The organism is Paraferrimonas sedimenticola, from assembly GCF_002282855.1.
Lineage (GTDB): Bacteria > Pseudomonadota > Gammaproteobacteria > Enterobacterales > Shewanellaceae > Paraferrimonas > Paraferrimonas sedimenticola.
The window spans coordinates 15,524-41,472 of sequence record NZ_NRIR01000009.1 but is presented as its reverse complement, the minus strand read 5'-3'; the positions used below and the strand labels follow the sequence as shown (position 1 = coordinate 41,472).

The 25,949-nt window shown below is 50.6% G+C and carries 20 protein-coding genes; 9 read left to right on the top strand and 11 right to left on the bottom strand.

From position 1 onward, the window contains the following. The first annotated feature begins 15 nt into the window (after window positions 1-15). Window positions 16-1,032 (top strand): CobW family GTP-binding protein, encoded by a 1,017-nt coding sequence (locus CLC93_RS14965; RefSeq protein WP_245837174.1) that lies wholly within the window; start codon window positions 16-18, stop codon window positions 1,030-1,032. 477 nt (window positions 1,033-1,509) lie between these two features. Next, window positions 1,510-1,698, top strand: a complete 189-nt coding sequence (locus CLC93_RS17645; protein WP_141237410.1) for a hypothetical protein — start codon at window positions 1,510-1,512, stop codon at window positions 1,696-1,698. A gap of 96 nt (window positions 1,699-1,794) precedes the next feature. Here the strand turns inward: CLC93_RS17645 and acs are convergent, their stop codons facing one another. Then, window positions 1,795-3,744, bottom strand: a complete 1,950-nt coding sequence (gene acs / locus CLC93_RS14960) for an acetate--CoA ligase (protein WP_095506796.1) — start codon at window positions 3,742-3,744, stop codon at window positions 1,795-1,797. A 206-nt stretch (window positions 3,745-3,950) separates the two neighbouring features. Between acs and CLC93_RS14955 the strand changes: the two genes are divergently transcribed. Then, window positions 3,951-7,376 carry a PAS domain-containing hybrid sensor histidine kinase/response regulator gene (locus tag CLC93_RS14955; protein WP_095506795.1) on the top strand — a complete coding sequence of 1,142 codons (3,426 nt, stop codon included), beginning with the start codon at window positions 3,951-3,953 and terminating at the stop codon, window positions 7,374-7,376. Here the strand turns inward: CLC93_RS14955 and CLC93_RS14950 are convergent. The 3 genes from CLC93_RS14950 to ppsR form a co-directional block, all read right to left on the bottom strand. After that, a complete protein-coding gene (locus CLC93_RS14950) occupies window positions 7,373-8,035 on the bottom strand; it encodes a response regulator transcription factor (RefSeq protein ID WP_095506794.1) in 663 nt (220 codons plus the stop codon). The two genes, CLC93_RS14955 and CLC93_RS14950, sit on opposite strands and share 4 nt — an antisense overlap. Window positions 8,036-8,160: 125 nt before the next feature. Then, window positions 8,161-9,228, bottom strand: coding sequence for a 3-deoxy-7-phosphoheptulonate synthase (locus CLC93_RS14945; protein WP_095506793.1), 1,068 nt, complete (start codon window positions 9,226-9,228; stop codon window positions 8,161-8,163). An 86-nt stretch (window positions 9,229-9,314) separates the two neighbouring features. Further along, window positions 9,315-10,127 carry a posphoenolpyruvate synthetase regulatory kinase/phosphorylase PpsR gene (ppsR, locus tag CLC93_RS14940; RefSeq protein ID WP_095506792.1) on the bottom strand — a complete coding sequence of 271 codons (813 nt, stop codon included), beginning with the start codon at window positions 10,125-10,127 and terminating at the stop codon, window positions 9,315-9,317. A gap of 127 nt (window positions 10,128-10,254) precedes the next feature. Between ppsR and ppsA the strand changes: the two genes are divergently transcribed. Beyond that, on the top strand, window positions 10,255-12,624 hold the full coding sequence (ppsA, locus tag CLC93_RS14935) for a phosphoenolpyruvate synthase (RefSeq protein WP_095506791.1): 2,370 nt from the start codon (window positions 10,255-10,257) through the stop codon (window positions 12,622-12,624). A gap of 73 nt (window positions 12,625-12,697) precedes the next feature. On the opposite strand, the gene CLC93_RS14930 is transcribed toward ppsA, so the two are convergent. Continuing rightward, the gene (locus tag CLC93_RS14930; RefSeq protein ID WP_095506790.1) at window positions 12,698-13,174 is read right to left on the bottom strand and encodes a hypothetical protein; all 477 of its coding nucleotides are present in this window, start codon (window positions 13,172-13,174) and stop codon (window positions 12,698-12,700) included. A 230-nt stretch (window positions 13,175-13,404) separates the two neighbouring features. On the opposite strand from CLC93_RS14930, the gene CLC93_RS14925 reads away from it, so the two are divergent. The 3 genes from CLC93_RS14925 to CLC93_RS14915 all read left to right on the top strand — a co-directional run bounded on the left by CLC93_RS14925 (window position 13,405) and on the right by CLC93_RS14915 (window position 17,752). Further along, window positions 13,405-14,163: a pseudouridine synthase gene (locus tag CLC93_RS14925; RefSeq protein WP_095506789.1), complete on the top strand. Its 759-nt coding sequence runs from the start codon at window positions 13,405-13,407 to the stop codon at window positions 14,161-14,163. Window positions 14,164-14,241: 78 nt separating this feature from the next. Then, a complete protein-coding gene (gene ydiJ, locus CLC93_RS14920; RefSeq protein WP_095506788.1) occupies window positions 14,242-17,277 on the top strand; it encodes a D-2-hydroxyglutarate dehydrogenase YdiJ in 3,036 nt (1,011 codons plus the stop codon). 55 nt (window positions 17,278-17,332) lie between these two features. Next, window positions 17,333-17,752 (top strand): MarR family winged helix-turn-helix transcriptional regulator, encoded by a 420-nt coding sequence (locus tag CLC93_RS14915; protein ID WP_095506787.1) that lies wholly within the window; start codon window positions 17,333-17,335, stop codon window positions 17,750-17,752. Between the two features lie 43 nt (window positions 17,753-17,795). On the opposite strand, the gene CLC93_RS14910 is transcribed toward CLC93_RS14915, so the two are convergent. Continuing rightward, window positions 17,796-18,254, bottom strand: coding sequence for a YbjN domain-containing protein (locus CLC93_RS14910; RefSeq protein WP_095506786.1), 459 nt, complete (start codon window positions 18,252-18,254; stop codon window positions 17,796-17,798). A gap of 132 nt (window positions 18,255-18,386) precedes the next feature. Further along, entirely contained in the window at window positions 18,387-19,427 is a 1,041-nt protein-coding gene (locus CLC93_RS14905) for a Leu/Phe/Val dehydrogenase (protein ID WP_095506785.1), read from the bottom strand. 300 nt (window positions 19,428-19,727) lie between these two features. Between CLC93_RS14905 and CLC93_RS14900 the strand changes: the two genes are divergently transcribed. Then, window positions 19,728-20,162 carry a DUF4826 family protein gene (locus tag CLC93_RS14900; protein ID WP_095506784.1) on the top strand — a complete coding sequence of 145 codons (435 nt, stop codon included), beginning with the start codon at window positions 19,728-19,730 and terminating at the stop codon, window positions 20,160-20,162. Between the two features lie 239 nt (window positions 20,163-20,401). Here CLC93_RS14900 and purB read toward each other — a convergent pair whose 3' ends face one another. The 4 genes from purB to rluE all read right to left on the bottom strand — a co-directional run bounded on the left by purB (window position 20,402) and on the right by rluE (window position 24,266). Continuing rightward, a complete protein-coding gene (purB, locus tag CLC93_RS14895) occupies window positions 20,402-21,769 on the bottom strand; it encodes an adenylosuccinate lyase (protein ID WP_095506783.1) in 1,368 nt (455 codons plus the stop codon). A 25-nt stretch (window positions 21,770-21,794) separates the two neighbouring features. Further along, entirely contained in the window at window positions 21,795-22,415 is a 621-nt protein-coding gene (gene hflD, locus CLC93_RS14890; RefSeq protein ID WP_095506782.1) for a high frequency lysogenization protein HflD, read from the bottom strand. 4 nt (window positions 22,416-22,419) lie between these two features. Next, a complete protein-coding gene (gene mnmA, locus CLC93_RS14885; RefSeq protein ID WP_095506781.1) occupies window positions 22,420-23,523 on the bottom strand; it encodes a tRNA 2-thiouridine(34) synthase MnmA in 1,104 nt (367 codons plus the stop codon). 74 nt (window positions 23,524-23,597) lie between these two features. After that, window positions 23,598-24,266 carry a 23S rRNA pseudouridine(2457) synthase RluE gene (gene rluE / locus CLC93_RS14880; RefSeq protein ID WP_095506780.1) on the bottom strand — a complete coding sequence of 223 codons (669 nt, stop codon included), beginning with the start codon at window positions 24,264-24,266 and terminating at the stop codon, window positions 23,598-23,600. A gap of 237 nt (window positions 24,267-24,503) precedes the next feature. Here rluE and icd point away from each other — a divergent pair, with 237 nt between their 5' ends. Beyond that, window positions 24,504-25,757: an NADP-dependent isocitrate dehydrogenase gene (icd, locus tag CLC93_RS14875; RefSeq protein WP_095506779.1), complete on the top strand. Its 1,254-nt coding sequence runs from the start codon at window positions 24,504-24,506 to the stop codon at window positions 25,755-25,757. Window positions 25,758-25,949: the final 192 nt, after the last annotated feature.

The window sequence follows — 25,949 nt, the reverse complement described above, 5'->3', positions numbered from 1 at the left end:
ACAAGGACGTATCCATTGGCTAAACAAGATGCATTAAAAGCTATCCCGACCAATATCATCACAGGGTTTTTAGGAAGCGGTAAAACCACCACCATTTTGGAACTACTCAAAAACAAACCCGCAGATGAGCGCTGGGCGGTGTTGGTTAACGAGTTTGGCGAGATAGGCATCGATGGCAATTTAATCCAAGGACAGCACTCGCAGCAAGGTGGAGTGTTCATCAAAGAGGTGCCAGGCGGGTGCATGTGCTGTAGCGCCGGGCTTCCCATGCAAGTGGCTTTGAACGCCTTACTGGTGCAAGCTCGGCCGGATCGATTGTTAATTGAACCAACAGGCTTAGGCCACCCAAAAGAAGTGTTAGATGTGTTGGCTGGAGTGCAATATCGCGACAGTTTGTCGCTGCAAAAAATCCTAACTTTAGTGGATGCACGCAATATTGCGGACAAGCGCTATACCCAACACGAAACCTTTAATCAGCAAGTGGACATAGCCGATGTGTTAATTGCCAGCAAGGCGGACAAATACTCGCAGGCAGAGGTCGATGCTTTGGCTCAATACGCAAATCAGTTGGCCGGCAGCGCCGTTCAGGTCGTAGCAGCGCAACACGGAGCGATAGACCCCGACTTACTGAAGGGGCTAACTAAATCCGTTGGAAAACCCGCTTGTGGACATAGTCACGCTCATTCATCAAAGCCGGACATCAATCAGTTAGCTTTCCCAGAAAACGGAGTGCTCAAAGTGGAGAATAGCGGCCAGGGATTTCACAGTGTTGGTTGGCGATTTGCGCCACATCTGGTGTTTGACCGGGACCGTTTGTATGGCTTTTTGTGTGGAATTAACGCGGAGCGAATGAAAGCCGTATTTGTGACCCAACAGGGCAGCTATGGTTACAATTTCAGTAAGGATGCACTGACCGAGATGGTGCTTGAAAATAGTGGTGAAAGCCGAGTTGAAATTATCGCCAACGAGATATCCAGCGAATGGGAGCGCGGTTTGTTGAATTGCTTGCTGAAACAAGCACCAAATCATTAGGTCAACACAGCCTTTACCGAGCAAATTAGCTTGTTAATTCCGTGTTGCCAGCGGTGATGGGGATTATTGTCAGTCGCATTCGCAATACCTGGTCGTTTTTCGAATACTCTAGTACGCACATCAAGGCTAAGGCTCTAGTTGCCGCCCAGTTTTGACGGCGCCTGTCGCGCTAATTCGAGGTTTTATCACAGCATGCAAAACGCTTGTATTTGGGTTTTGTGGTGACTTTTTTCGAAACTTCTAAATTTGACTCAAATCAAGTATTTATCTGTTCTTTAAAACAAACGGCTACAGGCTTTGAAATCCTCGCAATGCTCTGATAAAAAAAGGGTGTCGTTGGGTGATGTGTTGCGCAACCTTGGCCGGAAATTTGTAGGTCAACAAAAGGTGCTGCTGTAGACCTGTGTGAGGCATTGCGAATAGGCACCTAGCGTCTGAAGGTTCGTTATTTACCCAGCAGTACACAAGGAGATCGTCGTGAAGTACATAATGCTGTTGATTGCTAGTCTATTGCCAAGCCTTGCGGTTGCCCATGAAGGTCATGACCACGGCCATTGGTCCAGTGGCTTAATTCACTTGATTACGCTTGCTGCTGTTGTTGCCGTGGTTGCAGTTGCCGTGTTCTTAATCAAGCGCAACAAGGCGAAAACCTGCGAACAGTCTTAAATTCGCTTCAGCCATACGTGCAGTAGATACAAAAAGGGATAGCTTGTGCTATCCCTTTTTTGTTCGTCTTGCCGACTTTCTGAGTTCGAGTCAGCGTTAGCTCTTGTTGAGGCGAGATTCAATCAGCACATCAATCACCGAAGGATCCGCAAGCGTGGTGGCATCACCTAAGTTGGTCACTTCGTTGGCGGCAATCTTGCGCAAGAAGCGGCGCATAATCTTACCGGAGCGAGTCTTAGGCAAGCCAGATGCCCATTGAATCAGGTCTGGAGTCGCCAGCGCACCGATCTCTTTGCGTACCCATTGGCGCATTTCCTGGCGCAGCTCTTCGGTTTCTTCGATGCCGTGATTCAAAGTGACATAGGCGTAAATACCTTGTCCTTTGATGTCATGGGGGTAACCCACAACAGCAGCTTCGGCCACATCGTGGTGAGCCACAAGCGCGCTCTCAATCTCTGCGGTGCCTAAGCGGTGGCCCGATACGTTAATCACGTCGTCAACGCGGCCTGTGATCCAGTAGTAACCGTCTTCGTCGCGTTTCGCGCCATCACCGGTAAAGTACATACCGCGGAAAGTCTTGAAGTAGGTCAACACAAAGCGGTCGTGGTCGTTAAACACGGTGCGCATTTGGCCAGGCCAAGAATCTAGGATCACCAAGTTACCTTCGCCAGCACCTTCGATTAGGTTGCCCAAGTTGTCGACCAAAGCGGGTTGTACCCCAAAGAATGGGCGGGTTGCTGAACCTGGTTTGGCATCAGTCGCACCTGGAAGCGGAGTAATTAGGATGCCACCGGTTTCGGTTTGCCACCAAGTATCGACAATCGGGCAGGTGTCCTTACCGATAACGTCGTTGTACCAACGCCAGGCTTCTGGGTTAATCGGCTCACCAACCGACCCCATGATGCGCAGTGAGCTGCCATCAAAACCGTCGAACTGCTCTTCGCCTTCGGCCATCAAAGCACGGATAAGGGTTGGTGCTGTGTAGAGTATGTTGACCTTGTGACGGTCGACCATCTCGCCTAAACGGGCAGGGGATGGATAGTTTGGTACACCTTCGTGCATCAAAATGGTGGCGCCATTGGCCAGTGGACCATAAACCATGTAGCTGTGACCGGTGATCCAGCCCACATCGGCGGTACACCAATAGATTTCACCCGGCTTGTAGTCAAACACGTACTCATGGGTCATGGACGCGTACACCATGTAACCACCTGTGGTGTGAAGCACACCTTTAGGGTTACCGGTTGAACCAGAGGTGTATAGCAAGAACAGCGGGTCTTCGGCTTTCATTTCAGCCGCAACACAATGCTCGGAGGCGACTTTCATAGTGTCGTGCCACCACACATCGCGATTGTCTTCCCAGTGAATGTCACCGCCGGTGCGCTGCAAAACAATGACTTTTTCAACCGTGTTGACGTCTGGGTTTTTCAAGGCTTCGTCGATGTTGGCTTTCAGTGGGATTTTGCGACCCGCGCGAATGCCTTCGTCAGCGGTCACAATCACTTTGGCGCGACCATCGATACAGCGGGCAGCAATCGAATCTGGCGAGAAACCACCGAAAATCACAGAGTGGATAGCACCGATACGGGCACAGGCCAGCATAGCGACTGCGGCTTCTGGCACCATAGGCATGTAGATGGTGACGACATCACCGCGGCGAACGCCCTGGCCACGCAAAGCGTTGGCAAACTTACACACCTCTTGGTGAAGTTCGGCGTAGGTTAGGGTGCGTTGGTCGGCGGCATCGTCGCCTTCCCAGATGATAGCGGTTTGGTCACCGCGCTCCGCTAGGTGACGGTCGAGGCAGTTTTGCGAGGCGTTTAGGGTACCGTCGTAGAACCACTTGATGTAAAGGTTGTGGTCGTCAAATGATACTTTACGCACTTTGGAGAAAGGTTTAATCCAATCGATGCGTTGGCCGTGTTCACGCCAGAAACCTTCTGGGTTAACAATCGACTCTTGATACATTTTTTTGTACTGCTCTTCATTGATCAGAGCATTGGCGGCGATCTCCGGCTTAACCGGGTACAGAGAAGGCGTGCTCATAACTGTCCTTGGTACTGAATTAATGCTTGGCTAAAGTATCCGAAGAATTGGCGGTTTGTCACCATTAGACCATAGTCTAGTTTGTGCGACCTAAGTGCGATTTGGCGCATTTAAGCTAGCCAAAATAGGTCAATTTTTGATTCAATGACAAATAGTTACTAAATCAGATTAGAAAGCTTGGCCCAACCAAGCGCGCACGAGTCCGAATGAATTTATCTTTAGTGGCGGTGGTAATCGCCCTTTTATACGTTTCCTTGTTGTTTATTTTGGCCTGGGGTGCGGAGCGCTGGTTTAGTGGTGCTCGCCGAAAATTACGCCCAAGCATTTACGTGCTATCGCTGGCGGTGTACTGCTCCTCTTGGAGTTTCTTAGGCACAGTGGGCTCGGCTGCCGACAACCTCTGGTCTTTCGTTCCCATCTATCTCAGCCCCATTCTAATTTTTGGGTTGGCGTTTCCCGTGCTGATGAAAATGGTGCGAGTGTCCAAGGCGCAAAACATTACTTCGGTGGCGGATTTTATTGCCGCTCGCTACGGCAAATCGCAGGGATTGGCCGCAGTAGTCACGCTAATTGCGCTGTTTGGCATCATGCCCTACATAGCGCTGCAAATTAAAGCCATGGTGTTTAGCTTTGGACTGTTTCAAAGCGAATCAGAAACCGGCTCGGGCAACACCATGGCTCTGGTTATCAGCCTAACGCTAGCGCTGTTTGCCATTTTATTTGGCACGCGCAAACTGGATGCCACCGAGCACAATCCGGGCATGATTTTAGCCATTGGCTTTGAGTCGATTGTCAAACTGCTGGCTTTCTTGCTGGTAGGGCTTGTTATCACTTGGCAAGTATTCGACGGGCCGTCTGACTTTTTTGCACAAGCCAGTGCCAACCCAGATTGGTCCACTTTGCATTGGAACTCGTTTGCACCCGAGTTGATTGTGTCCTGCGCGGCATTTTTGTGTATGCCTAGAATGTTCCACGTGATGATGGTGGAGTGCGAGTCTGAAAAAGACTTGGTGCGCGCTCGTTGGCAGTTCCCCTTGTATCTGATTTTGTTTGCCGCCTTTATTGCACCGCTGGCTTTAGCTGGACGCCAAGTGTTTGGGGTAGCGGTGGACGCCGACACCTATGTAATCAACCTGCCGCTTCATTTTGACTCGCCTTGGTTGGCTATGATTGCGCTGCTGGGCACCATTTCGGCAGCGACCGGCATGGTGATTGTGGCCGTAGTCACCATTAGCATCATGATTTCAAACGAGTGGTTGCTGCCTTTGCTGTTGAAAAGCGGCAAGCTCAAAAATCGCAACTACGCCCAGTTCTCTCAACTCTTACTGAATACCCGACGTGTGGCCATTCTGCTGATTTTGCTGCTTGGCTACTTTGCTTATGTGTCACTAACCGATACAGGTTCGTTGGCCAAGTTGGGAATGCTGTCCTTTGGCGCTTTCGCACAACTGGCACCCGCATTGATTGGCGGCATGATATGGACTCAAGGAAATCGCGCTGGAGTTTTCTTAGGTTTGACGGTGGGCTTTGGGATTTGGCTGACTATTTTGCTTGAACCGTTGACCGCGACTCAGCTGATTGGAGACTATCAGTTGCCCCTGTTAGCCCAATTAACGCCGCAAATTCGCGATGTATTGTTGGCCCTCTGCGCTAACTTGGTGTGTTACGTGTTGGGTTCGCTGTGGTTTCGCGCCAGTGTGGCCGAGCGTATTCAAGCGTCGAGTTTTGTGTTTCCCGAACGCTCTAAGAAATCCAATCACGGCAAAATCATTGTTAGTCAGCAAGACCTACTGATTTTGGCCTCGCGCTTTATTGGTCCTGAGCGGGCGTACGAGCGCTTTACTCAATTCGCCCCTGAATCAGTGAGCTCTGACACTTGGCACAAGGCGGCATCGCCCGAATTAATCAATCACACCGAGCATTTGATCTCTGCTGTGCTTGGCACCTCGTCTACGCGTTTGGTGATGCAGTCGGTGCTCGATGGGCGCGATTTAGCGCTTGATGAAGTCTTCTCGATTGTGGATGAGGCCTCCACCAAAATCATTCTTAGCCAAGACATGCTACGTGGCGCTATCGAACACGCCTATGAGGGCATGAGTGTGGTGGACAAGGACTTGCGTCTGGTCGCTTGGAACTACCGCTATCAAGAACTGTATCAATACCCTGAAAACTTTCTGCAGGCGGGCATGCCGGTGGCAGAGATCATTCGTTTTAACGCCAAACGAGGGTTTTGTGGGCCTGGTGAAGTCGAAGAGCACGTCTCTCGTCGAGTACAACACATGCGCAATGGCACACCGCACTCGTCAGAGCGTCAGCGCAACGACGGCACGGTTATCAAAATCTCAGGTAACCCCATGCCAGATGGCGGCTTTGTGATGACCTTTACTGACATTACTCAATACCGCCAACAAGCCCAAGCCTTGCAAGAAGCCAACGACAACCTAGAGGCGCGGGTAAAAGAGCGTACCAAAGAGTTGGCACTGCTAAATGCGCGTTTACTGGAAAGCAAGGTGAAAGAGGAGCAGGCCAACGCTACTAAATCTAAGTTCCTGGCCGCCGTGGGCCATGATCTGATGCAACCCTTAAACGCCGCCCGCCTGTTTACCGCCTCCCTTGGGCAGGACAAACAATTACCTGTTGGCCTTGAAACCACGGTGGATCATATCAATAACTCACTGCGCGCTGCGGGTGAGTTGCTTACTGACTTGCTGGATATCAGTCGCTTTGATTCGGGTAAGGTTGAAATCAATCGCAAAGCCTTTGTGCTCAATGAGTTGTTGTCGGAGCTAGCGGTCGAGTTTAACGCCATGGCCGAAGATCAGGGAACTCAGTTTTCCTGGCAGGGCAGTCAGCAAGTGGTGGATTCCGACATCAACTTGCTGCGCCGAATTTTACAAAACTTCCTGACCAATGCCTTCCGTTATGCCAAGGGGCAGCGAGTATTGCTTGGCGTACGCCGCAGCGGCGACAAGCTATCGCTGCAGGTCTGGGATACCGGCTGTGGCATCGAGCCAAACCAGTGCCAACAAATTTTCGATGAGTTTTGGCGCTCTGACAGTGGTAAGAAAACCTCGTCGCAAGGCTTAGGTTTGGGACTGGCGATCGCCAAGCGCATTGGCAAAGTCATGGAGCACCCATTGGCGGTGCGCTCTTGGTACGGCATGGGCTCGGTGTTTAGCGTAGAGGTGCCCTTGGCCAAAGAAGTAAAAGCTCAGCCAAAAGCTGTGCAGCCTTCGCTATTACAGCCACTGGCTGGGGTTAAGGTACTTTGTATTGACAACGAAGAAGCGATTTTGGCCGGTTACGAGAGCTTGTTAAGCCGTTGGAAGTGCGACGTGATTTGCGCCACCAGTTTGGCCGATGCGCGCATCAAGCTCGGCCTTAAAGGAGTCGCTCCAGAGATAGTGCTGGCGGATTACCAGCTCGATGACGATGAGAACGGCTTAGATGCCATGGTGAGTATTCGCGAGGCCTATGGTGCTCAGCTACCGGGTATTTTGATTACTGCCAACACCTCTAAACGCTTGGTCGAAGAAGTGGAGCAGTTGGGCTTTAAGTACATGGCCAAGATGGTACGCCCGGCTGCGTTGCGGGCGTTAATGTCGAGTATGCTAACCACAAACCAGCACTAGATGCTGGTTTTTTCCATTTCCAATCGCTGCAGTTCAATGACCGCCTGAGTGCGGTTACGCACGCCAAGCTTGCGGAAAATCGCGGTGGCGTGGGCCTTAATGGTGGCCTCGGAAACCCCCAAATCATAAGCGATTTGCTTGTTGAGTAGGCCCTCGGCAAACATGTGCAGCACCTTGTGCTGTTGTGGGGTTAGCTCCGACAATTTGTTGGCAATGCCATCCACTTCATCGCTCTCTTGCGCTTCAATGGCCACACCCGCTGGCAACCAAATCTCGCCATCCAGTACGGTTTGCAACGCGCTGGCCAAGGTTTGCATGTCAGAAGATTTAGGAATGAAACCCATGCTGCCATAGTGCAAAGCACGGCGAATGGTTTGGGCATCTTCGTGGGCAGATATCACTACGACCGGGGTGTCGGCGTGATGGCTGCGTAGGTGAATCAGGCTGGAATAGCCGTGGGAGCCCGGCATCTGCAGGTCCAACAAGACCAAATCATAGCTGGTTTGCTGAGACTCTAAGCGCTCGCGCAAAGCGTCACCACTGTCGGCTTCGTGCCATTCGGCATCGGGAAAATGCGACGCCAATGCCTGTTTCAATGCATTGCGAAACAGGGGATGATCGTCGGCAATCAAAATGGTGAGCTGGTCTTGGGCAAACATGCTGGACGCTTCCTTGTTGTTGAGCAAAGGCCAGTAAAAAGCTGCTTTAAACTTAGCAGAATCTTATTATTTTTAAAGTACTTAGTTCTTGTTTTAGTGCCTAGCAAGTCACTGCGTGGCCGAGATTAATTCTCGGCCAGTTTTTGCAATCGTGCGCGTGACGCTGCGGCTAAGTCCCGAATCAGTTTTTCGGAATCTTCCCAATGCAAACACGCATCGGTAATTGACTTACCATACTCAAGCTCGCCGTCCGGGGAAAGGGCTTGATTGCCTTCTTTTAGAAAGCTCTCTGCCATTATGCCCGCGACTTTGGTGGAACCAGCGCGCATTTGACGCATGATTTCCTCGGCAACTTCAAACTGACGTTTGTGCTGCTTTTGGCTGTTGCCGTGGCTAAAGTCCACTACCATGCGTTGAGGTAGTCCGGCTTTTTCTAGAGCAAGGGCACAGGTGTCAATGTCGTGTTCGTTGTAGTTAGGCGCTTTACCACCGCGCAGAATAATGTGGCCCCAAGGGTTACCATGGGTGCGATAGACCGCCATTTGACCGTCTTTATCCGGCGAGTAGAAAATGTGCTTGGCGCGAGAGGCACGCACTGCGTCCACCGCAATCTTTACGTTGCCATCGGTACCGTTCTTAAAGCCCACAGGGCAAGACAAGGCAGACGCCATTTCGCGGTGAATCTGACTTTCGGTGGTACGAGCGCCAATCGCGCCCCAAGTAATCAGGTCGGCGATGTACTGACCATTCACCATGTCCAAAAACTCGGTGGCAATCGGTAACTTGAGTTCGGTAATTTTTTGTAGCAACTCGCGGGCCAGTCGCAGACCCTTATTGGCACTAAAGCTACCGTCCAAATCTGGATCGGATATCAGACCTTTCCAGCCGACAATGGTGCGTGGCTTTTCAAAGTAGACTCGCATTACTAAACAGATGTCTTGCTTGAGTTCGTGATGAAGCTCAGTCAGGCGCTCGGCGTATTCAATGGCGGCTTGGGTATCGTGAATCGAGCAGGGGCCAATGATCACCAGCAAGCGCTGGTCGTCACCATTGATAATGTCTTGGACTTGCTTACGCGCCTCGATCAGATAATCGGCGGCGTCTTGAGATAATGGAAATTCGTCGGCCAGTTGAGCCGGAGTAATTACGTTACACAGCAGACTGGTACGAAGTTCGTCTGTTTTAATGGTCATTGCACAACCTGTGTTAGGGGAATACTGCGTGTTTGCGCCAAAGTATACCCAATGGCGCTAACTAACACATCTTTAAAAACAGTGTTTTAAAACATGTGTCGTTCTAAGCCTGTTTCCGCAAGAATTTTAGTCGCTATTTCTTCAACTGACTTGTTGGTGGTATCGACATACTTGATACGCTGCTTTTTGTATAACTGTTCAACTTCCATGACTTCAGCACGACATTGACGCACCGATGCATACCGGGAGTTACTCATGCGGTTTTGGCGAATTTCGTGTAGACGCACTGGGTTAATGGTGAGCCCAAATAACTTGTCTTTATGCGCCAGCAATTGAGTCGGCAATCGCAGATTGTCCATGTCCTCTTCGACTAACGGGTAGTTAGCGACTTTGATGCCGAACTGCATAGACAGGTACAAGGAAGAAGGGGTTTTGCCACAGCGAGACACGCCCAGCAAAATCAGGTCGGCTTTATCTAAGTTCTTTAAGGTCTGACCGTCATCATTGTCTAAAGCGTAGTTAATGGCTTCGATACGACCGTCATAGGTTTCATTGGCAATCCCGTGTGTGCGGTGCATCACAGGTTTGGCAGAAACTCCCAGCTGCTGCTCCAGAGGAGCGACAAAAGTATTCAAAAAGTCGTGATCCAGACCTTCACTTCCGTAAATTACATCCCGAATTTCAGGCGAAACTATTGAATGAAAGACTAAAGGACGTTCGCCTGTTGTAATAAAACTTTCATTGATTTGCTCCACAACGTCGAAGGCTTTATCGACGGTTTCCACAAACGGTATTGTTATCGCGTTGAATTCCATTGGAAATTGGCTTAATACCGCGTGTCCAAAAACCTCAGCAGTAATCGCTGTGCCATCCGAGACGTAGAAAACTTGTCGTGCCATGTGGGCCTCTTGTAGTAATAAAATTACATTAAAAAATAGCGTTTTACGTGTAACGGAGGCCAGTGTATGATTTGCCTGCCCTTAATTAAAGGGGGCCAATCTATTAAATTTTTCGGAGAAAAATACAGTGCAAGAATACGTACTTTGGTACCAAGAACTCGGAATGCATGACGTTAATTCCGTTGGTGGAAAGAACGCATCATTGGGCGAAATGATCAGCAATCTGGCCAACGCAGGAGTGCAAGTCCCAGGCGGCTTCGCAACTACCTCTCACGCCTTCAATGAGTTTCTTGAGCAAAGTGGTCTCAACCAGAAGATTTATGCCGTATTGGATGAATTGGACGTTGATGACGTAAATGCATTGGCTGAAGCCGGCGCCAAAATCCGTCAGTGGATTATTGACACCCCGTTCCAGCCAGAACTGGAAAAGGCCGTTTCTGAGGCTTACGCCAAGCTAGAAGACGGTATGGAAGGTGTTTCTTTCGCTGTTCGTTCTTCGGCCACTGCTGAAGACATGCCAGACGCTTCGTTTGCCGGTCAGCAAGAGACTTTCCTTAACGTACGCGGCTACGACGCAGTAATCGTCGCAGTTAAGCACGTATTTGCTTCTCTATTTAACGACCGCGCCATTTCATACCGCGTGCACCAAGGCTACGACCATCGCGGTGTAGCACTGTCTGCCGGTATCCAGCGCATGGTTCGCTCTGACATCGCTTCTTCAGGCGTTATGTTCACCATCGACACTGAGTCTGGCCACGAAGATGTAGTATTCATTACTTCTTCATTCGGTTTGGGCGAAATGGTTGTACAGGGTGCAGTAAACCCAGACGAATTCTACGTACACAAACCAATGCTAACCCAAGGCAACAAAGCCGTTGTTCGCCGCAACATAGGTAGCAAAATGGTTCAAATGGTGTACTCGGACGACCAAGGCCACGGTAAGCAGGTGAAAATTGAAGACGTTGACGCTGACAAGCGCAACCAGTTCTCGATCACCGACGCTGAAGTGGAAGAGTTGGCCAAACAAGCCATGATCATCGAAAAACACTACGACCGTCCAATGGACATCGAGTGGGCCAAAGACGGCCTAGATGGCAAGCTATACATTGTTCAGGCCCGTCCTGAAACCGTACGCTCTCGCGAAGACGTACAACTGATTGAGCGCTACAACCTCAAGCAAAGCGGCAAATCTATCGTTGAAGGTCGCGCCATTGGCCATAAGATTGGCTCTGGTACTGCTAAGGTACTGGCTTCTATCGATGAGATGGACAAGATTCAGCCAGGCGACGTACTGGTTACCGACATGACTGACCCAGATTGGGAACCAATCATGAAGCGCGCCAGCGCAATTGTTACCAACCGCGGTGGCCGTACTTGTCACGCAGCGATTATTGCTCGTGAGCTAGGTGTTCCAGCAGTCGTTGGTTGTGGCGATGCTACCGACATCATCAAGAATGGCGAGATGGTGACCGTGTCTTGTGCCGAAGGCGACACTGGTTTCATCTACCAAGGCGAGCTTGAGTTTGAAGTGGTTTCTTCTCGCGTAGATTCTATGCCTGAACTGCCAATGAAGATTATGATGAACGTGGGTAACCCAGACCGCGCCTTTGACTTTGCTCGTCTGCCAAACGCAGGAGTAGGTCTTGCGCGTCTTGAGTTCATCATCAACCGCATGATCGGTGTTCACCCGAAAGCTCTGTTGGAATTTGACCAGCAAGACGAGCTGACCAAGGCTGAAATCCGCGAAATGATGGCCGGTTACGAGAGCCCAGTTGAGTTCTACGTAAGCCGTCTGGTTGAAGGTATCTCGACCATTGGTTCGGCTTTCTACCCGCAGCGCGTTATCGTTCGTATGTCTGACTTTAAGTCAAACGAGTACGCTAACTTGGTGGGTGGTAACCGCTACGAGCCAGAAGAAGAAAACCCAATGTTGGGCTTCCGTGGCGCTAGCCGTTACATCTCTGAGTCGTTCCGCGACTGTTTCGCCCTAGAGTGTGAAGCGATTAAGCGCGTTCGCAACGACATGGGTCTGAAGAACGTGACCATTATGATCCCGTTTGTTCGTACCCTAGAAGAAGGTCGTCAGGTTATCGAGCTACTGGCTCAAGAAGGCCTGAAGCAAGGCGAAGATGGCCTAGAAGTGATTATGATGTGCGAACTGCCATCAAACGCACTGCTGGCTGACCAGTTCCTGGAAATCTTCGACGGTTTCTCAATCGGTTCTAACGATTTGACTCAGCTGACTCTGGGTCTGGACCGTGACTCTGGCATCATCAGCCACTTGTTCGACGAGCGCAACGAAGCCGTTAAGGCACTGTTGGCGATGGCTATCAAAGCCGCTAAGAACAAAGGCAAGTACGTGGGTATCTGTGGCCAAGGCCCATCTGACCACGAAGACTTCGCTGCTTGGTTGGTAGAGCAGGGCATCGACAGCGTATCGCTAAACCCAGACACTGTGGTTGATACCTGGTTGTACTTGGGTAACCAAGACAAGTAAGACGCTTCATTGCGAAACGAAAGCCGCTGACTACAGCGGCTTTTTTGTGCCTGCGAGCTCTTTGGTTATGTGCTCAGTAGGTTCTGGACTCGTCCATACTCGCGATAAACAGCGCGCGGATTTTTCCACTGCCATCGTCATTGGGCATGTTTCGGGTGAAAACGAAGTCACCGCCAAAGTTTTCAAAGTCTCTGAGCTCTTGCGGATCTAGGGTGATGTAATTGATCGACAGTGCGCAGACTTTGCCGGTACAAACCAAATCTTCGTTGTAGGTCATGGTGCTGCGAAACACACCAAGATGCATGGTCAAACCGACTTCTCGCTGAAAGTCATTGTCCGAGCCGGACAGCACCCTCATACGGTTGATAAAGCGGTTAAAGTTTTCTTTTGCCAAGGTTTGCTCGATATTCACGCGCGACAGCACATCATTGTGGTCGACAAACGAGCGATTGAGATCCGACACTGAATCAAACGCCAGCCCGTGGTCGGCATAGGCGCTAAAAACCAGTGCTGAACTGAGTAATGCGGGTATGATTTTAGGCCATTTCACCTGTTGCTACTCCTTTTGAAGTAGGTCTGCTTCAACTCAAGTGTAGATTGGCTTTTCAAACACGCAAAAAAAAACCTCGCACAAGGGTGTACGAGGTTGCATAAATATCACATTAGCATAGGGATTTGGTTGGTTAGCCAACTGGCTAATCGATGAGTTAAGTATCCCTTAGCCTCTGCTTTTAATCTGTGTCATCATCCGTCTCGTTTGTGTTGTTAAGTGGCTTCAGAATGTCTGACTCGAATCTAAAGCAATCTCGCCGTCCTTCCGCGACTCGGTTGGACCGCTGGCTGGCGGGTTTCTATCAAAAGCCGCAAGCAGAGGTCAGGTTACTGATTGCCGCGGGCAGAGTGGCGTTGGATGGCCAGGTTTGTCTCGAGCGTCAAGCCAGAGTGACACAGTTCTCCAAGGTGGTGGTAGATGGAGAGGTGCTGCAAGCGCTGCAACCTCTGTATCTGCTGCTGAACAAGCCTGCTGGAGTGGTGTCGGCCACAAAGGACCCTCAACATCAGACGGTCATCGATTTAGTTGACCACCCGCAAGCGAGCACGCTGCATATCGCCGGTAGGCTAGATAAACACAGCTCGGGAATGGTACTGCTCACTAATGATGGTCAGTGGAGCCGCAGTTTAACCTTGCCAGAGTCCAAAGTTACCAAGCACTATCGAGTGCGTTTGGGTAACTCTGTACAATCCGCACAACACAGGCTTGAATATCAGCAGGCTTTCATCAAGGGAATGCATTTCGACTTTGAAGATATGCAGGTTCAGGCTGAGTCGCTTGAGTTTTTGAGTGAGGATGAGGTGGAGGTAGTACTGACCCAAGGTCGCTATCACCAAATCAAGCGTATGTTTGGGGTGTTTCGCAATCCCGTGATTGAACTTCACAGATTTCGAATTGGCGATCTAGCGCTGCCATCAAATTTACACACAGGTCAGTGGAAAAGCTTGTCAGAACAGGAGCTCGCGGCTATCAAAAGTCCTCAATAACTACACATCGCTTTGAGGCACAAAGTTTTTTATACTGGGCGAAAATAAAACTTAGCTAATCGAGAACGTTACGCTGTTATGACGCCTAGACTTTCCCAATCCCATAGCCTTGAGCCTATTTACCAATCCTTTCTCGATGAGTTAGCAGGCAGCGCCTATTCGGGTGACATAGAAACCAGCTATGGTGCGCGAATGGCCCAAGCGGTCGACAACTCGGTTTATCAATTTGTGCCGCAGGGCATTTTGTATCCCAAGAACCACGATGATGTCGCACGAGTGATGCGCCTAGCAGCGGCACCCAAATACGACCAAATCAACGTGAGTGCTCGCGGTGGCTGTACCGGTACAAATGGTCAGTCGCTCAATTTCGGCTTGATCATGGACCTATCCCTGTACTTAAACCAAGTACTTGAGATAAACGCCGAAGAGGGTTGGGCTCGCGTACAAGCCGGGGTGGTAAAGGATGCTTTGAATGATGCGCTGCGTCCTCATGGACTCTTTTTTAGCCCAGATTTATCGACCTCGAATCGAGCCACTATCGGCGGAATGATCAATACCGATGCCTCGGGCGCAGGCTCGTTGAAGTACGGCAAGACGTCCGATCATGTACTCGGACTCAAGTTGGTGTTAGCCAATGGCACAAGCGTAGATAGTGACAAGGTCGCCAAAGACGCGTTTGAGCGCCAGTTTTCCGGTGATGCGCTGGAGTTAAGCCAGTCGTTGGCGCAGCTCACTCTGGAGCACAGAGAAGAAATTGACAGGCGTTTTCCCAAGCTCAATCGGTTTTTAACCGGTTATGACTTAAAGCATGTGTGGGACAAAGAGTTTGAGACCTTTGATTTAAGCCGTATTGTTTGCGGTTCGGAAGGTACGCTGGCTTTGGTGACCGAGGCCAAACTCAACTTAACTCCAATTCCACAGCAACGAGTGCTGGTCAACGTAAGTTACGCCAGCTTTGAAGCGGCACTGCGCCATGCGCCGGCGTTAGTCATAGCCAAAGCAACCGCGGTGGAAACCATTGATTCCAAGGTGCTGGGGCTGGCTAAGCAAGACATCATTTGGCACTCGGTTGAAGCCTTGATAGAAGGTGCTGAGCTAGCGGAAATGGATGGACTCAACATGGTTGAGTTTGCCGGCGAGCCAGAAGAAGTGATCCGCGGCCTGGCGGGGCTCGAATCCATGCTGACCTCAGAGCAGGCTCGCGAGCAAGGCGTGATTGGCTTTAAAATCTGCCGCGACTTGCCATCGATTAACAAAATTTACGCCATGCGCAAGAAAGCCGTGGGTCTTCTAGGTGCCGCTAAAGGCTCGCGCAAACCCATTGCTTTTGCCGAAGACACCGCGGTACCGCCAGAAAAACTGGCGGACTTCATTATGGAGTTTCGCGAGCTTCTGGATAATGCCAAGCTAGATTACGGCATGTTTGGTCACGTGGATGCTGGCGTACTGCACGTCCGCCCGGCATTGGATATGTGCGACCCATCGGACGAGGCGCTGCTAAGACAACTGTCGGATCAGGTGGCGGAATTGACCCACAAGTACGGCGGTTTGATGTGGGGCGAGCACGGTAAAGGGGTTCGCGGCGAGTACGCACCTGCAGTATTTGGCGAGACCTTGTATGGGGTGCTGCGCCAGGTAAAAGCCCTGTTTGACCCAGACAATAAGCTCAATCCGGGCAAGTTGGTAACTCCGGCGAACAGCAACGACCAACTTATCGATATTGACGCGCAAAAGCGCGGTAGCTTTGATAGACAAATCCCGGTAACGGTAAAACAAAGCTACCCAGATGCGATGAACTGCAACGGTAACGGCTTGTGTTTTAACTACAGCCATTACTCGCCCATGTGTCCGTCGTTTAAGGTATCTGGCAATCGCCAACAATCGCCAAAAGGGCGCGCGACTTTGATGCGCGAGTGGATCCGTCAGGTGCAAGCGCAAGGCGTTGACCCAGAAACTTTGGCCGACCAGCCAGACGCTACTTTCTTACAAAAGCTGCAAAACACCCTCAAAGCCGACAAAGAGTACGATTTTAGCCACGAAGTGATGGATGCGATGCGCACTTGCTTGGCCTGTAAAGCCTGTACCGGCCAGTGCCCGGTAAAAGTGGATGTGCCCAAATTCCGCTCAGAGTTCATTGAGCTTTATCACAAGCGCTATTTGCGCCCGGTAAAAGACTATCTGGTGGCGGGTATTGAAGACGCTTTACCTATGATGGAACGCCTGCCGCGTCTTACCAATTTTGCGAGCCAAAACCCGGTTTCTAAATGGGTCGTTAAGCACGGCCTAGGCTATGTGGATGCGCCAAAACTGTCATATCCGACACTGCGACAACAATTGGCGGGCCATCCAGCGCTAGGGTACGATCTGGAGACTCTACAGGCAATTCCTGAGTCTGAGCGTCAAGATTATGTGCTGATTGTGCAAGACCCGTTTAACAGCTTTTACGATGCCCAAGTGGTGGCTCGTGCTGTGTTGGTGTGCGAACTGCTTGGATTCAAGCCGGTGTTATTGCCTTATAAACCCAACGGCAAGCCTATGCACATTAAGGGCTTTTTAAAGCAATTTGCCAAAACCGCGCAATCGAGCGCCGATTTTCTGAATCAGCTGAGCCAATTGGGTATGCCCATGGTTGGGGTGGACCCAGCCTTAGTATTAACGTATCGAGACGAGTATCGTCAGGTGCTGGGCGACAAACGCGGCGATTTTCACGTGGAAACCGTGCAGCAGTGGTTGATTGACCATCTAGAGCGGGTTGAACGACGACCCGCTAGCGGCAAAGCCTATACCTTAATGAGCCACTGCACCGAGACCACGGCGCTACCGCAAAGCCTAGGCCAGTGGCAAACCATCTTTGAACACTTAGGTGCAGAGCTCAAGGGCAAAGCCCTTGGTTGCTGTGGTATGGCCGGCACCTATGGCCATGAAACTCAGAACTTGGCGCGCTCTAAGCAACTGTTTGGCATGGGCTGGCAACAGGCGCTAGAAGCCGCTGAGCCTGGTAGTGTGTTGGTGGCCGGATACTCTTGCCGTTCGCAGGTGAAGCGCCTGAGTGAGCACAAGGTCAAGCATCCACTGGAAGCCATCTTAGAGATTCTTCAAGCCGACAAGACTTAACAACCCGCCCTGAGCTGCTAGTATGGAGCTAACGAAGCAGTAAAAGGGTTGGGTTATGCAGCAGCGAGATAGTCTGGTTTATCAGGTCGGCTTGCTCAATGGTAAGTTGGTGCAGTCGTTGGACGAACAGCTGGAGCGCTATCAGTTAGATGCGCGCTTATGGCCAGTGTTGTTTGTGCTTTGGCAACAGCAGGGCCTGACCCAAACTGAACTCGCCGCTAAGTGCAATGTACAAGCCTATACCATCACTCGAATGCTAGATCAGTTGCAAAAGTTGGGCTTGATTGAGCGCCGCCAAGAGCCGGACAATCGCCGCATACTGCGTATCTTCCTGACCGACTGTGGCCAAGCCATCGAACAAGACCTGATTTTAGAAGCTCAAAAAGTCGAAGATGGTTTAACTCAGAAGTTGACCGAGCAGGAGCGCGAACAGCTCACTCTTTTACTGGCTAAGCTCAATGCTTCTAATGATTAAACTGAACACTCGCGCGTAATCGGCTAGTGAAGCCTAATGGAGCTTAATGAAGCATAGTAACGCTGACCGAGAGCATTTCTTGCTCTTCAGCGGATTGCTCTTCGCCGCTTAACTCTTGAGAGAGTAGGCTGGTTTGTCGAGTAAGGCGATTGAGCCAGTGTTCGAACTGCTCTTGAGAAATTCCAGTTTGGGTAAACAGAGTATGCATCGCCAATAGGCGCGGCAGTTCACTGTTGTCCATTTCAATGAAGAACTTCAGTTCTGGGTAGTTCATGCTCATGCTGGCTAAACTGGCTTGCAGCTGAAACAAGTCAACCGGTGCCACTTCAAAGGCCGCTACCCAATACAAATCCCCATCCATCAATTCGACTTTGCAATCGTAGACGCCGGCCTGTTCGGTCAAAAGCTTGATGTGCAGTCCGTCGCATTGGTCACACAAGGTGTATTCAACCTGTAATTCTTCAAGCCAAGTGCGGATTTGAGACTGAGATAAAGCGGACATGCGAACTACTCGTACTGCTGGGGATAAAAAAAGGTGTGTAAGCCTAGCGCTAATCGGACTTAGGTGCAAATCTTTGTCGGGGAATTTGAAGCTGAATAGCGGCCGCTGTTGCGACCGCCATTAATGGGCTAATTAGCCGTTGGCACGGGCGTCAGCAATGATGCTGCGAGCCATTTCATCAGCCACTTCACCGGTAGGACGGTTTTCGGCTTTGGCTTGGTCGAAAATCTTAGTCAAAGTGTTGTAGATTTCAGCGACCTTGGCTTTAGATTTATCGGCACAGTAATCGCGCTCAAAGTATACGTTGATGATACCGCCTGCGTTGATCACGTAATCCGGGGCATACAGGATGCCCAGATTCTTCAGAACTTCGTCGTGACGTTTTTCGGCCAACTGGTTGTTGGCACAACCGGCGATAACTTTGGCTTTGATTTGCGGAATTGTGGTGTCGTTAATGGTCGCACCCAGCGCACAAGGGGCATAAACGTCAACGTCTTGAGCGTAGATTTCATCCAGACCCACCACTTTAGCACCAAACTCGGTAGCCACGCGGTCAAGAGATTCGGTGTTGATGTCGGTTACGATAAGCTCAGCACCGGCTTCGTGTAAGTGGCGGCATAAGTAGTAGCCTACGTGGCCAACACCTTGTACTGATACCTTCAGACCTTTTAGGTCTTTATGGCCCAGGTGATGTTCTACGGCGGCTTTAATGCCCATGTAGGTACCGTAAGCGGTAAATGGCGATGGGTCACCAGATTTGCCTTCTAGACCCGCCATGTACGGAGTCTCTTGGTGGGCAATCATAATGTCTTTGGTGGTAACGCCTACGTCTTCTGCTGAGTAGTAAGAACCGCCAAGTTTGTGAACGGCGCGACCAAAAGCGCGAAACAGGGCTTCGCGATCTTTGGTGCGAGGGTCAGCCATGATTACTGACTTACCACCACCAAAATCCAAGCCAGCTAGTGCGTTCTTGTAAGTCATACCGCGGCTCAAGCGCAGTACGTCGTTAATGGCCTCTTCGTCGGACTCGTAGTTCCACATGCGACAACCACCCACGGCTGGACCTAGGGTAGTATCGTGCACGGCAATAATAGCGCGAAGCCCAGTTTCTGGGTCCTGACAAAATACCAATTGCTCGTGGTTGTCGAAGGACACGTGATTAAAAACTGTCACTAGTTAGTCTCCAAATTTCTGCTTTGAGCCGTCTTTAACTGCGGCTTTCTCATTGATTTGCGGCAACCTTATCAAAGCCGCCGAACTAGCCCAATCCTTAGGGCGTAAAAAAGTGTGATCAAGTTGGCAATTTTTCTTTCCGCTGCGGATTCTACCCAAAACTTTTGAAGAAGGGCACTCTTACCAGTTAGCCCATTAACACTGGGCTCGAGCGGAGTAGGTCAGTTTGTAATCAGACTATTGCCATTGTGGATTTCGGCAAGTAGAGTGGCTAGACGATTTTCAGGTGGTAAGAAAAAAATGACTCAAGAAAACACCCCTAGCATTGAAAATGCCGAACAAGAAGCTCAATGGGCCCGCGAACAATTTCAAAAAGCCAACCGTTTCCTCGCCGAAAAGGGCATTGTTCCCGATACAGTCAAAGTCGACGAAAGCCGGTTTTTGGCACCGCTAGTTGCCGTGTGGAAGCTAAAAGCCAGCGCACCAAAAGGCGACTATTGGGTGATCTCAGGTGATGTGCCAACTGACTGCGTTGAAGTAAAAGCGGCGCAGGACGCACGTGAAGCCATGCGTTACTTCTCCTTGCAGTGGCAGCTTAAGGCGCAAAACTTGGTAGACAGTGGCGCTGTGAAAGATCCAACCCAAGCTCAGTTCGCTCAGTTGCTGGTATCTCGAGCACAGGGATTGTACGAGCTGTACGAAGATGAGAAAGTGTGGACTAACGAAACCGCTTAATAGTTTGATTGCATTCATTAAAAAGCCCTCGCAGTTGCGAGGGCTTTTTTGATTCTATCGTCATTGCTAACTTGGCGACTACCGTCATTCCTGACGCAGTGACTACCGTCATTCCCAACTCGATTGGGAATCTACCTAGCGGCTAATAGCAACTGGCTAGATTCCCGCTTTCGCGGGAATGACAAGCTGAAGGCCGCGGGAATGACGAGCTGGGACCGCGGGAATGACGAACGAAAAGCTTACAGCTTATCCGTCAGCTCAACCGCTTGGCCGATGTAGTTCATCGGAGTCATTTTCTTAAGCTCAACCTTCACGTCTTCTGGAAGCTCTAGGTTGTCGATGAACTCAGCCATGCCTTGGGCGTCAACACGCTTGCCACGAGTCAGCTCTTTTAGCTTCTCGTATGGCTTCTCAATACCGTAGCGACGCATAACGGTTTGTACAGGCTCTGCCAGTACTTCCCAGTTCTGGTCTAGCTCAGATACCGTGTTGCTCTCGTTTGGCTCAAGCTTGCTGATGCCTTTTAGAGTCGCTTGATAGGCGATAACCGCGTGAGCAATGCCCACACCTAAGTTGCGCAGTACGGTTGAGTCAGTCAGGTCGCGCTGCCAACGAGAAACCGGCAGTTTAGACGCTAGGTGCTGCATAACCGCGTTTGCGATACCCAAGTTGCCTTCTGAGTTTTCGAAATCGATTGGGTTAACCTTGTGCGGCATGGTTGATGAACCAATCTCGCCTGCAACGGTTTTTTGCTTGAAGTGACCCAGTGCAATGTAGCCCCAGATGTCACGGTCAAAGTCGATGATGATGGTGTTAAAGCGCGCGATGGCATCGTATAGCTCGGCGATGTAATCGTGCGGTTCGATTTGAGTGGTGTACGGGTTCCAGGTCAGGCCTAGTGAGGTCACAAAGCGCTCAGACAGGGCGTGCCAGTCTACTTCTGGGTAGGCTGACAAGTGAGCGTTGTAGTTGCCTACGGCGCCGTTGATTTTACCCAAGATTTCCACTTGCTCGATTTGCTTCACTTGGCGACGCAAGCGCGCTACCACGTTGGCCATTTCTTTGCCCAAAGTGGTTGGAGAGGCTGGCTGGCCGTGAGTACGAGACATCAGCGGAATTTCGCGATACTGAACCGCAAGTCCGGCAATGGCGTCAACCAATTGGTTGCAGTACGGCAAAACCACAGACTCGCGAGCGTTGGCAAGCATCAGACCATGGGACAGGTTGTTGATGTCTTCTGAGGTACAGGCAAAGTGAACAAACTCAGAAACGGCGTTTAGCTCTTCGTTGGCACCAAATTTTTCTTTAATGAAGTACTCAACCGCTTTTACGTCGTGGTTGGTGGTGGCTTCGATGGCTTTTACACGAGCAGCGTCTTCTTCGCTGAACTGGTCTTTAATCGCATCCAGTTGCGCAAGGGCGGCTTCTGAAAACGGAGGGACTTCCTTAATTTCTGGGCAGCTAGATAGCAGTTTTAGCCAGTTAACTTCCACTTCAACACGAAACTTGATCAGACCGTATTCGCTAAAGATATCGCGTAACGCTTTGGTTTTGCTGCCATAGCGACCGTCAACAGGAGAGACGGCGGTCAGTGCGGAAAGTTCCATTAAATGCTCCTTGAGTAAAGCCGATTTATTGAATGAGTAAACTGCGCGCGCTTTGAATTAATGACTTGCGGGAGAACACCAAATGTCGGCGCTTGCCCCCAAGTTGTCGCCAAAGTACGGCGCTGCGCATCGCTGCTAACAGCAATGCGCGGATTTTTTGTTGATTATGAGTCTGTTGCAACTGATTAGGATTGCCCGTGATTTGGATCTTAGGGCCCAAGTCGCTAATGACATCCACATAAATGCCAGACAAATTGGCAATCACTTGGCTGTCGGTAATGCTGAAATGATTGAGTTGACGCTTCACTTGGTCGATACGTTGCGCTAGCAGGCCCAGTTGGCCATTGCGAGCGACTAACTTGCGCTCTAGCGCCAAGATGCCCACCAAATAACGGGTCACCTCTAGGTCTTTGCGTTTTTGATCGCCGAGTTGGTGGATCATAGTTTGCAGACCTAGGGTCAACTCCCGCGGCGAGCCGTAAATGTCGTCTAGGTTATCAGGATCGGTAACCACAATCGGTGATAAGGCGCGACTGATGTCCTCGTCGTCCGCAGACCCTTTGCGAGCAACCTCTTGCACCAGTCGCAGACACTGACAAACAGCGGAAAAAGCCAAACAGCGCTGTTGTTGAATGTCGTATTGCATGCCTTTATTCCTTGATGAGGCTGTCGATTATGCCGCCGCCCAAACAAACTTCGTCTTTGTAAAACACAGCCGATTGACCTGGGGTCACTGCCGCTACAGGGCTGTCGAAGTGTACCTTAATGGTGTCATCAGATACCACTTCCACGCGACAAGGCACGTCTTTTTGGCGATAGCGAGTTTTCACCGAAAGCACGGCGCCATTTTCAATGGCATCGCGGTTAACCCAGTGCAGTTGATTGACCATCATGCCCACAGACATCAGGCGAGGGTGGTTGGCGCCTTGTCCAACGATCAGATGATTGTTGTCCATGTCTTTATCCACCACGTACCAAGGGGCTTCGCCCGCATCTTTCAGACCGCCAATGCCTAAGCCTTTGCGTTGGCCTAGGGTGTGGTACATCAGACCTTGGTGCTCACCAATGGTTTCGCCATCAACCGTGACAATTGGACCAGGTTGAGCAGGCAGGTACTGCTTTAAGAAGTCGGTGAACTTGCGTTCGCCGATGAAACAGATACCCGTGCTGTCTTTTTTGTCCGCGGTGATCAAGCCTAGCTTGTCGGCAATGGCGCGTACTTCTGGCTTCTCAAGCTCACCCACAGGAAACAGCGTTTGAGCGACGTGCTCGTGGCTTAGGGTGTACAAGAAGTAGCTTTGGTCTTTGTTGCCGTCCAAGCCGCGCAACATTTGGAATTGACCGTCTTGCTCGCGACGACGCACATAGTGGCCGGTGGCGATGTAGTCAGCGCCGAGGGCTTCTGCAGCGAATTCCAAGAAGGCTTTAAATTTGATTTCCTTGTTGCACATGATGTCCGGGTTTGGGGTACGACCGGCTTTGTACTCTTGTAAAAAGTACTCAAACACATTGTCCCAATACTCGGCGGCAAAGTTTACCGTGTGCAATTCGATACCTAGCTTGTCGCAAACCGCTTGAGCGTCGGCCAAGTCTTCTGCGGCGGCGCAGTATTCATCCGTGTCGTCTTCTTCCCAGTTCTTCATGAACAGACCTTCGACTTGGTAGCCCTGTTGTTGCAACAAGTAGGCAGATACAGATGAGTCAACACCGCCGGACATTCCGACAATGACTTTAATATCAGAGTTTGACGACATAGATTCCAGAATCGTTGAACCAAAATTTGAGGGCGCACATTCTACCACGGCACCCAAGCCAAGGGCTAGACCCGCTAGCCTTTGGATTCCGAGGTCGGCAGAACGCGATATTCACCGTTGGCTAGATCGCCAAGTTTGTACTGGCCGATTTGAGCGCGAATCAGGCGTAGCGTGGGAAAGCCTATGTGGGCGGTCATGCGTCTAACCTGGCGGTTGCGCCCTTCGCAGATGCTAATGGCTAACCAGCTAGTGGGAATGGATTGGCGCTCGCGAATTGGCGGATTTCGCGGCCAGATTTTGGGCTCGCTGATCAATTTCACGCGAGCCGGCAGGGTGGGGCCGTCTTTGAGCTCAACTCCATCGATGAGCTTTTGCAGATCGTCTGCAGTAGGGGCGCCTTCGACTTGCACCCAATAGGTCTTCCAAGTCTTTTTGCCTGGTTGGGTTAATTTGGCCTGCAGTCGACCGTCATTGGTCAACAGCATTAGGCCTTCGCTATCTCTGTCTAAGCGGCCGGCGGGATAAACGTTGGCAATTGGCACAAAGTCTTTGAGAGTCTGACGGCCCTGCTCGTCGCTGAACTGACTAAGTACGTCAAAGGGTTTGTTAAACAGTACCACCTGACTTGGGCCGCTGGGCTTTTGTCCTTTAGACGGGCTGCGTCGAGCAGGGCGGCGTTTGGACTCGGCGTTGCTTCGCTTATCCTTGGTTGAACGCTTATCTCGACTTAAAAAACGACTCATCGACTTCTCATTGATACAAGTGCACGGCTAGTGGCTCGATTCTATGTAAATTTGGCGGGTGTGAGTAGCAAAACAGACGACTCCTTAATTGTCATATGACAAAAATGTCAGTTTTTAACCACTGATTGTTGAAAATTTCAGCGAACAGGCGTTTCCAAGCGTTACTCATATGCTCTATAGTGTGGCCAGACTGTGATCCAAGTCGCATCAGTAGACCTGGGAAATAAGGAGAACACAATGGAAAGTAAGCTAGTCGTACCAAGCGAAGGTCAGGCGATTACCTTAGACGCGGACAACCGTTTGAACGTACCAAACAACCCTATCATTCCTTTCATCGAAGGCGATGGTATCGGTGTTGATGTTACCCCTCCAATGATCAAAGTGATCGACGAAGCGGTTAAGCGCAGCTACAACGGCGAGCGTAAAATCCACTGGATGGAAGTTTACTCTGGTGAGAAAGCCACTCAAGTTTACGGTGCAGACACTTGGTTGCCACAAGAAACTCTGACTGCGGTTAAAGAGTACTGTGTTGCAATTAAAGGTCCTCTGACTACGCCTGTTGGCGGCGGTATTCGCTCTTTGAACGTAGCCCTGCGTCAAGAGCTAGACCTGTACGTTTGTTTGCGTCCAGTACGCTACTACAAAGGTACCCCAAGCCCACTTAAGCAACCTGAGCTAACCGACATGGTTATCTTCCGCGAAAACTCGGAAGACATCTATGCAGGTGTTGAATTCCAAGGCGGTACTGCCGAAGCCGATAAAGTTATCGATTTCTTGAAAAGCGAAATGGGCGCTACCAAAATCCGTTTCGATAAAGACTGTGGTATCGGCATTAAACCAGTATCTAAAGAAGGTACCGAGCGTTTGGTTCGCTCTGCCATTCAGTACTGTATCGACAACGATCGCGACAGTCTGACTCTGGTACACAAGGGTAACATCATGAAGTTTACCGAAGGTGCCTTTAAAGACTGGGGCTACGAGCTGGCTCAAAAAGAGTTTGGCGCTGAGCTTCTAGAAGGCGGTCCATGGTGTACCTTCAAGAATCCAAAAACCGGCAAGACTATCGTTGTTAAAGACGTGATTGCTGATGCTTTCTTGCAGCAAATCCTACTTCGTCCTGCTGAGTACGACGTGATTGCTACCATGAACCTTAACGGTGACTACATCTCTGATGCGCTAGCGGCTCAAGTTGGTGGTATCGGTATCGCACCAGGCGCTAACATCGGTGACGGTGTGGCTCTGTTCGAAGCGACTCACGGTACTGCGCCTAAGTACGCCGGTCAGGACAAAGTAAACCCAGGTTCGCTTATCCTGTCTGCGGAAATGATGCTGCGTCACTTGGGTTGGACCGAAGCCGCTGACCTAGTGGTTAAAGGCATGGAAGGCGCGATTGCTGCCAAGACTGTGACCTACGACTTTGAGCGTTTGATGGACGATGCGACTTTGCTGTCTTGCTCTGAGTTTGGCGATGCGATAATCGACAACTTCTAAGTTGAAACGTCATCGCATCGGTTTACAAAACCGTCATCCCAGCGAACTGGCCATCGTCATCCCCTCGAAGGAGGGGATCTAACCAAAGGCCACTAGCGGTTGGATGGATCCCCAGTAGAGCTGGGGATGACAGGGATGACAGGCCAAAGCGGCAATGACAGAAGCAAACAAAAAGGCAACCTTGCGGTTGCC

Bases quoted from the DNA above. Each gene is read 5' to 3' on its own strand.
- acs (WP_095506796.1), bottom strand. From the start codon at position 3,744: ATGAGCACGCCTTCTCTGTACCCGGTTAAGCCGGAGATCGCCGCCAAT.
- CLC93_RS14955 (WP_095506795.1), top strand. From the start codon at position 3,951: ATGAATTTATCTTTAGTGGCGGTGGTAATCGCCCTTTTATACGTTTCC.
- CLC93_RS14950 (WP_095506794.1), bottom strand. From the start codon at position 8,035: ATGTTTGCCCAAGACCAGCTCACCATTTTGATTGCCGACGATCATCCC.
- CLC93_RS14945 (WP_095506793.1), bottom strand. From the start codon at position 9,228: ATGACCATTAAAACAGACGAACTTCGTACCAGTCTGCTGTGTAACGTA.
- ppsR (WP_095506792.1), bottom strand. From the start codon at position 10,127: ATGGCACGACAAGTTTTCTACGTCTCGGATGGCACAGCGATTACTGCT.
- CLC93_RS14925 (WP_095506789.1), top strand. From the start codon at position 13,405: ATGTCTGACTCGAATCTAAAGCAATCTCGCCGTCCTTCCGCGACTCGG.
- ydiJ (WP_095506788.1), top strand. From the start codon at position 14,242: ATGACGCCTAGACTTTCCCAATCCCATAGCCTTGAGCCTATTTACCAA.
- CLC93_RS14915 (WP_095506787.1), top strand. From the start codon at position 17,333: ATGCAGCAGCGAGATAGTCTGGTTTATCAGGTCGGCTTGCTCAATGGT.
- CLC93_RS14910 (WP_095506786.1), bottom strand. From the start codon at position 18,254: ATGTCCGCTTTATCTCAGTCTCAAATCCGCACTTGGCTTGAAGAATTA.
- CLC93_RS14900 (WP_095506784.1), top strand. From the start codon at position 19,728: ATGACTCAAGAAAACACCCCTAGCATTGAAAATGCCGAACAAGAAGCT.
- purB (WP_095506783.1), bottom strand. From the start codon at position 21,769: ATGGAACTTTCCGCACTGACCGCCGTCTCTCCTGTTGACGGTCGCTAT.
- hflD (WP_095506782.1), bottom strand. From the start codon at position 22,415: ATGCAATACGACATTCAACAACAGCGCTGTTTGGCTTTTTCCGCTGTT.
- mnmA (WP_095506781.1), bottom strand. From the start codon at position 23,523: ATGTCGTCAAACTCTGATATTAAAGTCATTGTCGGAATGTCCGGCGGT.
- rluE (WP_095506780.1), bottom strand. From the start codon at position 24,266: ATGAGTCGTTTTTTAAGTCGAGATAAGCGTTCAACCAAGGATAAGCGA.
- icd (WP_095506779.1), top strand. From the start codon at position 24,504: ATGGAAAGTAAGCTAGTCGTACCAAGCGAAGGTCAGGCGATTACCTTA.